Genomic DNA, 14,605 nt, shown 5'->3' on the forward strand with positions numbered 1-14,605 from the left:
GTCTCTGGTCGAATGTCGGCGTGGCGCAAAAGGGGCTAAAACGACTGACTATGGCTGCCAAGGGTTCGCCGAAATCACTCTCGGATCACGAGGGCTCGTTGCTCTCGCTCGTCTATCGTTTCCAGCCGATTACGGCCTATAAGGTCGCGAAATATTATCAATCCTCGCCGGTCGCGACGTTCAACAAAAGCATGGGGCAGGTGTATCCGATGATAAACCGGTTCGCGAAGGACGGTCTGATCACGGGCCGGCAGATCGAGGACGATGCTCGGGGCACCGAAGTCTGGTCGATCACCGAAAAAGGCGAGGAAATCCTCAAGGACTGGATCACTACTTTTCGCCCCGCACAGCTCATCGCGGCCGATTCCCTCGGCACGAAGGTCATGGCGTTCGGGCTTTTAACGCACGAAGAGCGCGTCGATTGGGTGGTCGCCGCAAAAGCGGAGCTGGAAAAGAAGCGGGTCGAGCTCGACGCATATAATGCCGAGACCGATCTGCCGTTCCAGGCCTATGCCTATGACAATGCGACCAGCACGCTGAAGGCGCGGCTCGACTGGCTCGATCGGGTGATGTTCGATCTCGTCACGAACAAGCCGGAATAGACTGAATTCCCGAAAAAAATGGCGAGGGTGGGACTTCCAAAACCACCCTCGCCATCAGACTAGAACGTGACCAAACGTTCTAACTTGTGCTGTTCCGCTAGAAGCGCAGCCGGCCTGTGACCGAGTAGCGCCGGCCCAGCGTGTCGTACGTCGACGGGAATGTATTGCCCGCATTCTGGGAGCTGGTGCCAACCGAGTTGCCGACGATCGGCGGATCGCGATCGAGCAGGTTGAATATCGACAGTGTAACGTCGAAATTCTCGCTGACATTCGAGCGAATTGAGAGATCGAAATAGTTCGCCTCGTCGATCGATTCGAATTCAGGATTGAGGCCAGCCCGGCTCAGAATGCGCTCGTAATCTACGCTGTCGATCCAGCGCCAAAGCAGCGAGATGTCGGCCAGATCGTCGATGCTGAGTGTCGTACGCAGATTGAACGTCCATTCCGGCGTAATTGCACCGCCCTGGGTTTGCGACGGGAAGCCGCAGTTCGCGCTGTATTGGCCGACGCATTCGCGGTTGATCCCGCCCGGCACGGCCTGGAATTTGAGCGTGTCCGTCCAGTTGCCGTTGAGGTCGAAATTCAGCGAACCGAAATTCAGCGGCACGCGATAGGCGACGCGGAAATCGATGCCGCGGGTGAGCAACGTACCCTGGTTGGTCAACGGGGGCGCGAAACCCGGCGTATCCCCGCCGCCGTTCAGCGAACCGTTGAGCGGATTGCGTATGAGCAGCGAGCAGACCGACGGATCGCTGCCGCCGACCCCGTCGAGGTTCGGGCCGAAACAGGGCGTCAGGATATCGTCCGGCGTACGCTGTGTGATCGCGTCGGTGATCTCGATATCGTAATAGTCGACGGTTACCGTCAGTCCGGGAACCTGCGGCGGCGTCAACACCAGGCCGATCGTGAAGCTATCCGCAATTTCGGGATCGAGGTTCGGATTGCCGCCGGTGGTGAGGTTCGCCTGTTCGGCGGACGGCTGCTGGATCACGCCGGCATTGACCAGCGCCGCCGGCGCGCCCTGCGCGATGCAGATTGCCGTAAGCGCCGCGTTGCCGACCGGAGCGGTGCCGGCGCATGGGTCTACGGCGAGTCCGGTCAGCCCGGTCGTGACCGGCAGGAACAGCTCGCCGATGTTCGGCGAGCGGACGGAGCGCTGGTAGATGCCGCGGACGCGGAAGCCCCGGAACGGTTCCCAGCTGCCGCCTGCTTTCCATGTTACGGACGTGCCCGTGTTGGAATAGTCCGACACGCGGATGCCGGCCTCTGCCGTGAGGCTGTAAAAGCCCGGAACGTCTTCGAGGATCGGCACGATCAGTTCGGCAAAGCCCTCGATTACGTCATAGCCGCCCCCGAATGATGGCGATGGCGCGCCGGTGCCGAGCACTTCGTCCTGCGTACCTGCCGGAAGGTCGGCGACGCGGCTGGCCGTATAATCGCGGTACTCGGTACCGATCGCGAAGCCCACCGGCGTGTCGGTGAAGAAGCCGGTTTCGCCGAGGTCGCCGGACAGCGATGCGTTTACGACGGCAAGCGACGTCGTGTCGGCGAAGCCCGAAGGCTGGTTGAAGAAAGCCACCGAGCGCGGATCGATATTCGTGCCCACGCCGCCGCCGAACAGGTTGATCGGGAAACAGCCGTTGGACGGGTCCTGGCATTGCGTCGGGCTGTCCGCGAGAAGCGCCTGCTGTACGCGCGATTTCAGGCCCCAGCCGAGCCGCACATTGTTGCGCTGCGATTCGCCGTACGACGCGTAGATGTCGTAGTCGATGGAGTCGGTAATATCGCCGCGGACACCCGCCCAGATCTGGAACTGATTGAAGGTGTTGTCCGTCCGCCGCGGTCCCTGTTCGACCAGACGGCGGTTGATGGTGACCGGCACCTCGAGATAGTTGGGATCGGTCGGCCCGGTTGCGGCGCCCGCCGCCGTGCAGGTTGCCGCATCGACATTGACGACGGGTGAGGCGCAAATCTGCTGCCGGATCGTCTCGTTGATGAACGGATTGTTGAGCGGAAACTGCCACGTATCGCCGAACAGGCCGGACGGCGCCAACTGCAGGTTGACTGTCGTCTTGTTGTACATGGCGCGCGAATAGACTTCGATGCCCGGCGTGATCTCATAATTGGCCGAGGCGTATACATTGTAGCGCTGGAACGGCGTTTGGAGATAGTTGAACGGCGAGAAGTTGAACGTGTTGTAGGTCGGAACCAGCGAAGTGCCGTCCGGATTGAGCTGGTTGACCCCGCCACCACCGTCAACCGTGCTCGAAATGCGCGTCGGCACGGATGTGCCCGAGCCACCGGTCGCACCAGCTCGGTTCAGGCCGTTCTGCGAGAAGAGGCGGCTCGCCATGATGATGTCGTCCAGTTCCTGATAGCCGACACTCAACACGGCATTGCCGCGGCCGTCGTCGAAATTGGCGCCAATCGTCAGATCGACCCGGAAACGTTCGCCGTCGCCGCGTTCGGTGATGCCGAACGTTGCGGCTGCTTCCATGCCTTCGAAATCGCGCCGCGTGACGAAGTTGGCGACGCCCGCGATGGCGTCGGCGCCGTACACGGACGAGGCGCCACCGGTGACGATTTCGACTCGCTCTACCAAGGCGACCGGAATTGTGTTGAGGTCGGTTTCGCTGAAGAGTGACGCGGGGACGATGCGCGTGCCATCGAGCAGCACGATGTTACGCCGTGAGTCGAGGCCGCGCAGGTTGAGCGTACCGATACCGGCGCTGCCGTTATTGACCGAGTTGCTGACGCCGGGAGTGATGCCCGGCAGTTCACCGATCAGGTCTTCGGCGTTGGTCGCCTGACGCAGGTCGATCTCGTCCTGACCGACAACCTGCACCGGGCTCGACTGATCGAGATTGGGATTGGCGATGCGCGAGCCGGTGACGACGATTGCGGGTTGATCGGTATTGACCGCCGCAAGCTGGTCGCCGTCCTGCGCGGCGGCTGGAGCCCAAGCGAAAGTCGTTGCGGCCGTCCCCACCATCAAGCTGGCAATTGCGCGCCTGCGCGACGAAGAACCGGTGCCGGAGATCTGTTCAGTCATTGAAATCTAACCCTTTCAAAATGTCAGCGATGCCGATTGGTCCCCTGTCGGCCATGGGCCGGAATCGCTTCCCCAAAATCGATCGACGGGTTTGCCATTCGGCGTTCCGCCATGGCCGGGCTTATGCCGATGCACGGATTTCCATACAACGCCTTTTTATATCGAATCGTAGTTCTTGAGGATAATGTTGCGTCTATGACACACCTATAAAGCCTGAAATTAAGGATTTATGACGCCGAACCTCGCCGATATCCGTTACTTGCTATTGCGGATCGATCTATTATATTTCGAAACGAAATAAATATGGAGCGCCGCAGGAGGCCGATATGGAGCAGGTTGCAAAACGACCCCGGGGAACCGCCATCGACTGGCGCAAGCGCCGGGACGAAATCGCGGCGGCGGTACTGCCTCTCTATATGGAGCGGCATTGGGACAGCTTTCCACTCGACGAGATCGCCGAGCGGTTGGATATCGGCTATTGGCAAATCTATTATTCGTTCGACGGCAAGGAAGAGATGTATCGCGCGGCCGTGAACCGGCTCGTCGAGCGTCTGACAGCGCATTTGGCGACGGCGCCTAAAATCCTGTCCTCGGTCAATGGCACTGCGCGCGCCTATATCGCCCAGGCTGCGGAGATCATCGGCAGCGAGGATTATGCCCGGCTACTCTTTTTCGCGATGCGCGACAGTCATAGCGATCCATGGGTCCATCGCGCCTATGAGGCAAAAATCGCCGACCCGCTGCGCAGCGGACTGGAAAAGGCGGTGCGTGACGCGGGAAAGGCGGCGGGGCTTGATCTGATCTTGCTCAAAGGCGCTGCGGAACAGTTTCTCACCACGCTCGAGTCCGCGCTGGCCCTGCCGCGCTTACTCGGCCGGGATGGGTTTGCAGACCAGAATGGTGAACGCGCCGTGGCAGCAGTGGTGCGGGACATATCCGCCGCGACCTGCAATTTCGACGGTCTTGCAGGCGGCGTCCCGGCTGGAACCCCAGGCACCGGATATCCAGCCGCGCTTTCGGCCTGATGCGATTCAGCGACGGCGACACGGTCCAGCGGTCGCAATAGCAAGAAGCCTGTCGACCGTTCGTCGAAGCCCGTTTCCCTGACCTTTGCCGTCCTGATAGGCGATTAATCGCGAAACAGGGGGGATCGTTATGCAGATTTTCCATCGACAGATTGCGCGCGCATGGTCGGCGCTCATGATTGCGCTGGCGGCGCTGATCCTTGCGCCAGCCACGGTCGCGCAAGCGCAATATGGTGTCGGCGCGCGCACTGCCGCAGCCTTGCCCGAACGCGGCGAGTTCTTTCTCGGCCTGTTTAACGACGGCGAGCGGGATGGGTTTATGCGGCTCGGCTGGATCAAACAGGAAGACGGCGTGATCCTCTACGACCGCACGATGATGCCGAGCACGGAGGTCTATGAGACGCTGGCCTTCAATCTGGCGCCCGACCTGCAGTTCGAAACCATCCATCTCGAATTCCATCGCGGCACGAGTTACATGAATCTCGATCTCGAATTTGCGGACGGACGGGCGACCGGCAATCGCGTGATATTGCGCCTCGAAGATGTCGAGGTGCAGCCGGTCGACGAAGCGATTCCCGAGGGCACGCTGCCGCGCCCCATCGCCTTCATCATGCCGCTCGTGATGGGCGAGGAAGAGGGAGTCCAGGAGAGCTTCCACTGGTACGGTCCGCTCGGCAATGCGTTTGCCGATGTCACGGTCACCGCCTATCCGGGCGGTATGATCGATACGCCCGCCGGCCGGTTCGATACGGTGCGTTACGAGATACGCGGCGGCACACCCGATAATGATGTCTATGTCACGCGCGGCGATGATCGCCGGGTCGTCCGCATCGATGTCATCGGTCAGGATGTGCAGTTTCTCGCTGTGTCCGAGAGCGAGGCCGCCGGCTCATAACGCCCGGTCCGGCGGCACCCCGTCCCTTCTGTCCAATACGGTCCGGATCGTTCGCGATACTGTCCCGATTCTGTTGCATAGTCGCGCTATGCGAAAAGGCAGGGGAGGGCGATATGACGGATATTCGTTTGGCAGTCTGGAATATGGAGTGGCTGAACAATCTGTTCACCACGGACGATGGCGGCGCGATCGTTTTTAAAGCGGATGATGAAGCGGGCGACCGTTCGGGCGACCATACGGTCGGCGAGCGCAAGGCGCTGATCGGATCGGGTCTTACCCATATAGATGCCGATCTGATCGTGGTCGTCGAGGGACCGAACAAGACCGAGGAACTCCAACTGCTCTTCGACGAACTCGCGCCGGGCGACTGGACGACCTACATCCAGGTTTCGAAATCCATCAACGGGCCCGGGCGCACCGATGTCTGGTCGTCCTCGCAATGCGTCGGCATCGCGGTGCGGACCGACCGGGGCAAGTTCGCGGCCGACCCGATGCAGATTTTCGATTCGATGGACCCGGCCGCGGGCGCGATCTTCGAAGCCAGCGAACCCTTCTGGATGGATACGGGCAATGACAAGATTCCGGAATGGTATCGTTTCGAGCGGCGCCCGGCCTATGCCGAGATCACGCTAGAGAATGATGCGAAATTCCGCATCATGGGCGTGCATCTGAAGAGCAAGGGCATTTTCTCCGCGCATGAATGGTCGCGCTGGTGGGCGATGGCGGACGCCAATCGCGAGCGGCTGGTTGCTCAATGCCGCCGCGTGCGCGAGGCCTTTATCGAACCCTATCTGACCGACGATGCGACCAAGGACATCCCTCTGATCGTCTGCGGCGACATCAATGACGGGCCCGGTTTCGACACGAGCGAGATGAAATTGAAGGCGAGCGGCGTGGAAACGCTGATGGGTTCGGTCTGGCGGCCCTATCTCACGCTCGGCAACGCGCTCTACGATCGTCTCTCCGACAAGGACAAGGCGGCGCTCAATTTCGAGGATAATTCGACGACGTCATTCGCCGATCCGATCTTCAACCGCACCTATCACCGCGTCTGGATCGACCACATCCTCTATTCGCTCAACGCGGCCGAGGGCTGGGTCCATGACGCGGATATCCTGCGCAAGGTCGGGGACGATGGACCGCCTTACTATAGGATTTCCGACCATTTTCCGGTCGTGGCCATCGTCACGCTTTAGGGCGCCGGATCACGCCGCGCGGAAGCCCTCGAGCCGCTGCGTGATGATCGCGTCGGCTTCGGCCATGATGCCGTCGATCAGCTCCTTGCAGGTCGGGACATCGTTGATGAGGCCGGCGACCATGCCACAGCTCCACGCGCCGCGATCCATCTCGCCTTCCATCATGATCTCGGGGTAGACGCCCGCGACCTGATCGAGAATGTCGGTGATCTGGAGGTCGGCGCCTTTCTCGCGCTCGATCTTGAGGATTTCATCGACCGCCTCATTCTTCAGCACGCGTTCCGTATTGCGCAGCGGCCGCATGACGAGCGCGGTATCGAGTTCGCTCGCCGCGACGATCGCCTGCTTCACATTCTCATGCACCGGCGCCTCTTTCGTCGCGATGAAGCGCGTGCCCATATTGATGCCTTCCGCGCCCATGGCGAGGCTGGCGACAAGGCTGCGCGCATCGGCCTGGCCGCCCGAGGCGACGAACGGGATGTCCAGCTCGTCGGCGGCGCGGGGCAGCAGGATCATGTTCGGGATATCGTCTTCGCCGGGATGCCCGCCGCATTCGAAACCGTCGACCGAAACCGCGTCGCAGCCGATCGACTGCGCTTTGAGTGAGTGCCGCACACTCGTGCATTTATGGATGATCTTGATCCCCGCCTCTTGCATCTTGGGCAGATGTTCCTGCGGGTTGCGCCCGGCCGTCTCGACCACGGTGATGCCGTTCGAAATGATCGCGTCGATATATTCGGGATAGGGCGGGGTGGTGAAGGCGGGCAGGAAGGTCAGGTTCACGCCGATCGGCTTGTCGGTCATCTCCTTCGCTTTCTTGATCTCCTTGTCGAGATCTTCCGGCGTCTTCTGCGTCAGGCCCGTGATGATGCCGAGCCCGCCCGCTTCGGACACCGCCGCGGCCAGCTCCGCAAAGCCGACATAATGCATGCCGCCCTGGATGATCGGATGTTCGATGCCGAACAGTTCGGTGATGCGGGTCTTCATGGCGGTCTCCCTGATTCTGGCCCTGATTCTCGTTCTGGCGGACTGTTGCTGTGCTTGACGTTCGCGTCAACCTCGCGGCGATGAGAATCGTTGCGCTCGATGTGCGCCGCGCCGTCGGGGCATATTGACATCGCCACGGCGCGACAGTCTGTGTGGCGGTCATGATGATGCGTGTCATCTACCGCTGGAAAGTGCCCGAAAGCCGGATCGAAGAGTTTCGCGATGCGTGGCGCGAAGTGACCACCGGCATCCATGCGCGGACGGAGGGTGCGCGCGGCAGTTTCTGCATCCAGAGCATCGACGATCCGAGCGAGGTGCTAACGATTGCCTTGTGGGATGACGAGCAGGACTGGCGCGCCTTCATCAAGACGGCGAAGGCGATGAGCATGAAAGCGCTGCATGAGATTGGCGAACAGCTCTCGGCCACGCCCTATGTCCAGCTCGGCGACGAGACGGTGCGCGACTGAACAATCCCGACAGGCGATTGTCTGCCCGCCGGAAATCCCGCAAAGTAACCCTCCGAAGACGGTTACGGAGAGACAATATGGAGATGCCGACCAAGGGGCGCGCATGGGATACGGTAAAGACGGATCTCATCAATCGCGGCGGCAATGATGCGAAATGGCGGGACGGGAAGACGGCCGTTTATGTCTTCAATGCCGGCGAGGATATCGCGGCGGTGCAGAAGGAGGCCTATACCGCCTATATGTCCGAGAACGGGCTCGGCCCGGCCGCCTTTCCGTCGCTCGCGCAAATGGAAAAGGATGTCATCGCCATGGCGCTGGGCCTGCTCCATGGGCCGGAGGGCGCGACGGGCGCGATGACATCCGGCGGGACGGATTCCATCACCATGGCGATCAAGGCCGCGCGCGATCATGCACGCGCCGAGGGGAGGGCGCAGGAGAAGGCCAATGTAGTGCTGCCGCAATCGGCGCATCTGGCCTTCGACAAGGCGTGTCATTTGATGGACATCGAAGTCCGCCGCATTCCGCTGCGCGATGACGGCAGCTACGAAGCCGATGTCCCGGCCATGGAAGCGGCCTGCGACGCCGATACGATTATGATGGTCGGCTCCGCGCCGAACTTTCCGCACGGGATCATCGATCCGATTGCGGAACTGGGCGAGGCGGCCGAACGCAAGGGCGCGTGGCTCCATGTCGATGCCTGTGTCGGCGGCTATTTCGCGCCTTTTGCCAGGATGAACGGCGTGCCCGTGCCGCCCTTCGATTTCGCGGTGCCGGCGGTCCAGTCGATGAGCGCCGATCTCCACAAATATGGCTATGCGGCCAAGGGCGCCTCGACCGTGCTGTTTCGCTCTGAAGCGCGGTACCAGCATATGCCGTTCGATTTTTCCTGCTGGTCGGGCGCACCGATGACCACGCCGACGCTGGCCGGGACGCGGCCGGGTGGGGCGATCGCGGCGGCCTGGGCCGTGATGAACTATCTGGGGGTGGACGGGTATCGCCGTTTGCAGGGCGAGGTCTGCGCGACGCGCGAACGGGTAGAGGAGGGCGTCAAGGCGCTGGGCTTCGAAATCCTCGGCAATCCGCTGCTCGGCCTGATCGCCTTTGCGCATCCCGACCATCATGCCCTCGCGCTCTATGGCGAAATCTATCGCCGCGGCTGGTTCACCTCGGTCACGATCGAACCGCCAAGCCTGCACCTGATGCTCTCGCCCAAACATTCAGAATTTATCGACGCCTATCTCGAGGACCTCGCGGATTCCGTGAAGGCCGTGGCGGCGGGCGATGATGCGAAGGCGGCCGAAAAAGTCGAGGCCCGGTACAGCTAGCCATTATCGCACTGACCATGCGTGGCCCTGCGCATGCCCTAAACTGTACTTACCCATTTAAATCACAACTTTTCTTGATCCGTTTCCGCGAAAAATCACGCTTTCCTTTTTGAGCACCGGTTTCGGCGGTGACGGACAAGGGGAAATGCGATGCAATCTGGCGGCAATGGGGACTACCGAAACACGCTGCGGCAGGGGGCAGCCTTGGCGGCGATAGGGATCGCCGTGCTCCATGCGTCTCCGGCCCGCGCCGAATGCGACAATAATGCGCCGGCAAGCGGGGACACGGTCACGTGCGACGACACCGGTTCGAATCCCGACACCAATGGCGTGCGCAATGGCGGCGCCGACAATGTGACCGTCAACATTCTTGCCGGTGCCGGCATCCAGACCGATACCACCGTGACGGATGGCATCAGGCTTCGCGACAATGCGACGATCAATATGGCTGCGGGGTCGAGCATCTTGACGACCGCGGACGGCAGTTACGGCATTCGCGTCGGCGACAATGCGGTTATCGATCTCGACAATGCGTCGGTCACCGCCGATGGCGTTTTTGGCCGCGGCGGAAGTATAGCCGCACTGCCCGCCGCGATCAGCGTAGGCGAGAGTGCTGACATCCGGTTGCGCAACGGGTCGATCGTCACGGCGGGCAACATCGGTATCGAACTGGGCGACAATTCATCTGTGCTGGTCGGTGAAAATTCGCAGATCATCACGACTGGCGGAGCAACGTCTAACGGCGAACGCGCGGTTGCGATCGACGGTGGACGGTTCGCGGCGGACGGTGTCGCCGTCGATATGCGTCAAGGCTCGCTGATCAGCATTCAGGGCAATGGCGGCGGTGCGATGTTCCTCGGTGACGATGCGATGATTACCGTCGATGGCGGCACAATCGAGGTCTTGCAGGATTTCACCGGATCGGGCGCCACAAACAGCATTCTCGGCGGGATCCAGGTCCGCGATAATGCGAATATCAGCCTGACCGACGCGACGATCACGACCTTCAACCAGATCGCGATCAGCGCGATCGACAATCTGACGCTTGAGATCGGCGAAGGAACGGTGCTTTCGGCCACCGATGATGTGCAGGCTCAGGGCTTTATCGAGTTTCTCGACAATGCCACGATAACGATGCGGTCAGGGTCGCTGGTGCGGGCAAATGACATCAACATTTTTCAGAATGGCAGAAGCGTGAACGACGATCGGGGCGGCCTGCTTTCTAGCGGTCTCACATTCGTCATGGAAGAGGGCGCGCGTATCGAAGGCACGGGCAGCCTTAGCATCGCTATCAACGCCGCATCGAATGCCGATATTACGATCAATGGCGAGATAGAGGCGCGATCCGGCGTGCAAGTAAGGCAGCTCGAGGCCGGCACCGTCAATATCGATGTCGGCGGATCGATAATTGCGGAGAGCTTTGCGATCCTGATAAGCGACATCTATTTCGATGGTGCAGTGACCGGAGATCGGTTCGGTTTCATCAACATCGCCGAGGGCGCGCGGGTCGTTTCGGACGGCTTTCCGACGATCAGCCACAGCCAGGGCAATGACGATCCGAACTTCCGTGATCCGGCGATCAACCCTTGGATGGAGCTGACCGTGACGATTGCCGGCGAGGTGACGAACGAGGATGAAAACGGTTTCGCCTTCAGGGGCGCGAGCGGCAACGATATCCTCGTTCTGCTGCCCACCGCGCAGATCACAGGTATTCTGGCCGGCAGTTTCTTCGTCGAAGAGCGCACCGAAGATGTCGATCAGATTTTCTTCCGCGGCGATGCCGGAACGAACGGACTGCTCGATCTCGACATCACGCCGGTTGCGCTGTTCGAGGAGCTGATCAAGGAGGGCGAAGGCACCTGGACGATCCGCGGCACGCCGCTTGCGCCCGACAATTTCACCGTAGATCGCACGGGCGGGCCGATCATCAACGTCATTGCTCTCGAAAACGAACCGGTTTTCGATATTCGCGAAGGCACGGTGATCTTCGACGATGTCGATCTCGATACGGTGGCCGTCACGGTACGCCCCGGCGCGTTCCTCGAAGGGTTCGGGACGTTCGGCAATCTCGACGTGCAGGGTGCGGCGACCATCTCGCCGACCGGCGCCAATGGCGGGCCCGGCCTGTTCGATATCGGCGATCTGACTCTGACCGATCAGGCCATATTCGTTGTCGATGCGAACGATCAGGGCGAGGCCGACCGGATCGACGTAACGGGCACCGTCACGCTTGGCGGTGCCTCGCTCAGCGTGCGCGATATGGCGGGCGGCGCTTTCGCGGGCGACGATCCGTTTACGTACATCATCATAGGCAATGACGGGATGGACGCTATCAACGGCACATTCGGCTCGGTGATGAACGAACTCGCCTTCCTGACGCCGAGCGTCGACTATGCGGGTGGCGATGGCAATGATGCGGTGCTCTCGCTGACGCCGAACAATATGACGCCACCCCCGCCGCCCCCGCCACCGCCTCCTCCTCCTCCTCCGGGGCCGCCTCCGCCGCCTCCACCACCGCCGCCCCCGCCAACGGGCGGACCGGGGCCGGTGCCCGGCGGTCTGTTTCAGACGGCGGCGCTGACCTATAATCAGCTCGGATCGGCGAGCCGCCTCGATCGTCTCGATCAGATTCCCGGTACCGATGCGGCCAGCGTCTATATGCAGATCCTGTTTATGAGCGCGCCCAACGCCCGCGCCGCCTTCGATATCAGCTCGGGCGAAATCTACGCATCATTGCTCGCGGACGGGCTCGATCGCGCCATGACCATCACCGACCGGCTCGCCGCGCGCGCGCACGAACAATCCGGCGAAGGCTGGGGGATATGGACCGGCGTCGGCGGCCGGACCGGATCGGCCGATGCCGACGGCAATGCCGCGACGGCAGACAATGATTCCGTCCGCTTCGATCTCGGCATCGACTATCGCGGACCCGGCAATGGCTGGGCACTCGGCGCGGCGATCAGCTATTTCGATGGCGGTCTCGATGTCGACGCGCGGCGGTCCCGCGCCGAATATGATGGCTGGAGTTTCGGCGCCTATGGCCGGTACGGCTCCGGCAATGCCGGGCCGACGATCACCGGCGCAATCAGCTATAGCGACGGCGAAGCCGATGTCCGCCGTGCCATCGCCTTCGGCACGATATCGCGTACGACCCGTGCCGCCGTCGATACCGAAGCGATCGGCCTGTCCGGCGAAGCGCGCTACGGCTTTCCGGTCGGAAACAACTGGGCTCTGGGTCCGGTCGCGTCGATACTCTATGCCGATGGCGATCTGGGCCGCTATGCCGAAACCGGTGCCAATGCGCTGAACCTCTCGAGCAATGGCGCATCGGACGATGTTACGCGGTTCGGCGGCGGTCTCTTCGCCAACTGGCAGGGCGCGCGCGGCGGCGTCGATTTCAGCGCGCAATATGTCGACGGGCATTCCAATGTCAGCCAGGTCTCGATGACGCTCGATGGCGCCCCGACGGCCGTCTTCCCCGTACGCAGCCCGCGGACGAACGGCTCGGCCGGCTTGTTTACCGTAGCGGGTCGCTACGACCTCGGTGATGGATGGACGTTGAGCGGCGAAACGCGGGCGTTACTCGGCTCGAGCGAGCAATCGGCCGCCGGAAGTATCGCCATCGGGTGGCGCTTCTAACAAGAGCGACCCAGCCTCCAACTGACGCGGCTGTTCGGGCATGTGCTCAATGCAATTTCAGCTTGGGCCGCACGACGCGGTTGACATGGCCGAGCAGGATCATTGCGATGCCGCGGCGCCAGCCATGGATGGCGATGATGTGGAGCCGGTATAGCGAGAGATAGGCGATACGCGCGAGGCGGCCCTCGATCGCCATCCGGCCGCCGATCAGATTGCCCATGAGGCTGCCGACGGTCGAGAAGCGGCTGAGCGAGACGAGCGAGCCATGATCGCGATAGCGGAAGGGCTTGAGCTCCTTTCCGCGCCGCAGCCGTTCGAGATTGTCCAGCACGCTATCGGCCATCTGGTGCGCGGCCTGCGCGCGCGGCGGCACCGGGCGGTCCTCGCCGGGCAGCAGGCAGCTCGCGCAATCCCCGATCGCGAAAATCCGGTCGTCTTTCGATGTCTGCAGCGTCGGCTTCACGACGAATGTGTTGAGCGATGTCGTTTCCAGATCGCTTTCGAAGGGCAATTCGTCGGCACCCTTTACGCCGGCCGCCCAGACGGTGATTTCCGCCGCGAGCCGGTTCCCCTCGGCGGTTTCGATGCCATCCTCCTCGACCCGCACGACCTGCGTATCGGTCTTCACCGCAACGCCGAGCGCCTCCAGCTCTTCGCGCGCCGTAGTGGCGAGTTCGGGATCGAGCGCGGGAAGGATGCGCGGCCCGGCTTCGACCAGCGTCACCTCGAGCTTGCTTTCATCGAACACTTCGAGCCCGTAATGCCGCAGCGCCTTGGCGGCGTTGTAGAGCTCGGCCGCAAGCTCGACGCCAGTGGCGCCGCCGCCGACGATCGCCACGCGGACTCTGGCGTCCTGTTTCCCCCGGCGATTCTCATCGTTCGTCCGCAAACAGGCGTTCAGCAGGCGCTGCCGGAATTGATCGGCCTGACCGCGATGCTCGAGAAACATCGCATGTTCGCGCACGCCGGCGACGCCGAAATCGTTCGAGATGCCGCCGACCGCCAACACCAGATAATCGTAACGGATATTGTGCCGGCTCGTGATCAGCCGGCCGCGATCGTCATAGCTGGGCGCGGTGACGATCTGGCGCTTTTCGCGGTCGATCTTCTCCAATGCGCCGTGGAAGAAACGATAGTTCCAGCGGGCGGCATGCCCGCCATAGCCGACCTCGTCGAGATTGGCGTCGAGCGATCCTGCGGCGACCTCATGGAGCAGCGGCTTCCAGATATGCGAGACATTCCTGTCGACGAGAATGATGTCGTGATCGCGATTGCCGTATCGCGCGGCTAGCCGGCGGACCAGTTCGAGCCCGCCCGCGCCGCCGCCGACCACGACAATCTGTCTCTTCTTGTCGCTCAAATACGCCCCCAATCACCGCCCGAACGGCGGTCACGCCAGCGTGATGAACCAAGCGCG

10 protein-coding genes are annotated in these 14,605 nt (G+C 61.9%); 7 read left to right on the forward strand and 3 right to left on the reverse strand.

The features are described from left to right. Positions 1 to 50 precede the first annotated feature (50 nt). Complete coding sequence (locus Q0974_RS00410) at positions 51 to 602, forward strand: PadR family transcriptional regulator (protein WP_299321333.1); 552 nt, start codon at positions 51 to 53, stop codon at positions 600 to 602. Positions 603 to 699: 97 nt separating this feature from the next. On the opposite strand, the gene Q0974_RS00415 is transcribed toward Q0974_RS00410, so the two are convergent. Further along, positions 700 to 3,654 carry a TonB-dependent siderophore receptor gene (locus tag Q0974_RS00415; RefSeq protein ID WP_299321335.1) on the reverse strand — a complete coding sequence of 985 codons (2,955 nt, stop codon included), beginning with the start codon at positions 3,652 to 3,654 and terminating at the stop codon, positions 700 to 702. A 326-nt stretch (positions 3,655 to 3,980) separates the two neighbouring features. Between Q0974_RS00415 and Q0974_RS00420 the strand changes: the two genes are divergently transcribed. The 3 genes from Q0974_RS00420 (at position 3,981) to Q0974_RS00430 (ending at position 6,770) form a co-directional block, all read left to right on the forward strand. Further along, positions 3,981 to 4,679: a TetR/AcrR family transcriptional regulator gene (locus Q0974_RS00420; RefSeq protein WP_299321336.1), complete on the forward strand. Its 699-nt coding sequence runs from the start codon at positions 3,981 to 3,983 to the stop codon at positions 4,677 to 4,679. A gap of 130 nt (positions 4,680 to 4,809) precedes the next feature. Then, positions 4,810 to 5,574, forward strand: a complete 765-nt coding sequence (locus Q0974_RS00425) for a hypothetical protein (protein ID WP_299321338.1) — start codon at positions 4,810 to 4,812, stop codon at positions 5,572 to 5,574. A gap of 113 nt (positions 5,575 to 5,687) precedes the next feature. Then, positions 5,688 to 6,770, forward strand: coding sequence for a hypothetical protein (locus Q0974_RS00430; RefSeq protein ID WP_299321339.1), 1,083 nt, complete (start codon positions 5,688 to 5,690; stop codon positions 6,768 to 6,770). Between the two features lie 9 nt (positions 6,771 to 6,779). Here the strand turns inward: Q0974_RS00430 and Q0974_RS00435 are convergent, their stop codons facing one another. Beyond that, entirely contained in the window at positions 6,780 to 7,757 is a 978-nt protein-coding gene (locus Q0974_RS00435; protein WP_299321341.1) for a nitronate monooxygenase family protein, read from the reverse strand. Between the two features lie 161 nt (positions 7,758 to 7,918). On the opposite strand from Q0974_RS00435, the gene Q0974_RS00440 reads away from it, so the two are divergent. The 3 genes from Q0974_RS00440 (at position 7,919) to Q0974_RS00450 (ending at position 13,188) form a co-directional block, all read left to right on the forward strand. Next, positions 7,919 to 8,224, forward strand: a complete 306-nt coding sequence (locus tag Q0974_RS00440) for an antibiotic biosynthesis monooxygenase (protein ID WP_299321342.1) — start codon at positions 7,919 to 7,921, stop codon at positions 8,222 to 8,224. Positions 8,225 to 8,301: 77 nt separating this feature from the next. Beyond that, positions 8,302 to 9,549 (forward strand): aspartate aminotransferase family protein, encoded by a 1,248-nt coding sequence (locus tag Q0974_RS00445; RefSeq protein WP_299321344.1) that lies wholly within the window; start codon positions 8,302 to 8,304, stop codon positions 9,547 to 9,549. 204 nt (positions 9,550 to 9,753) lie between these two features. Then, positions 9,754 to 13,188 (forward strand): autotransporter domain-containing protein, encoded by a 3,435-nt coding sequence (locus tag Q0974_RS00450; RefSeq protein ID WP_299321346.1) that lies wholly within the window; start codon positions 9,754 to 9,756, stop codon positions 13,186 to 13,188. Positions 13,189 to 13,234: 46 nt separating this feature from the next. Here the strand turns inward: Q0974_RS00450 and Q0974_RS00455 are convergent, their stop codons facing one another. Further along, positions 13,235 to 14,548 (reverse strand): NAD(P)/FAD-dependent oxidoreductase, encoded by a 1,314-nt coding sequence (locus Q0974_RS00455; protein WP_299321347.1) that lies wholly within the window; start codon positions 14,546 to 14,548, stop codon positions 13,235 to 13,237. Positions 14,549 to 14,605 lie beyond the last annotated feature (57 nt).

The organism is Parasphingopyxis sp. (assembly GCF_028279465.1).
GTDB lineage: Bacteria > Pseudomonadota > Alphaproteobacteria > Sphingomonadales > Sphingomonadaceae > Parasphingopyxis.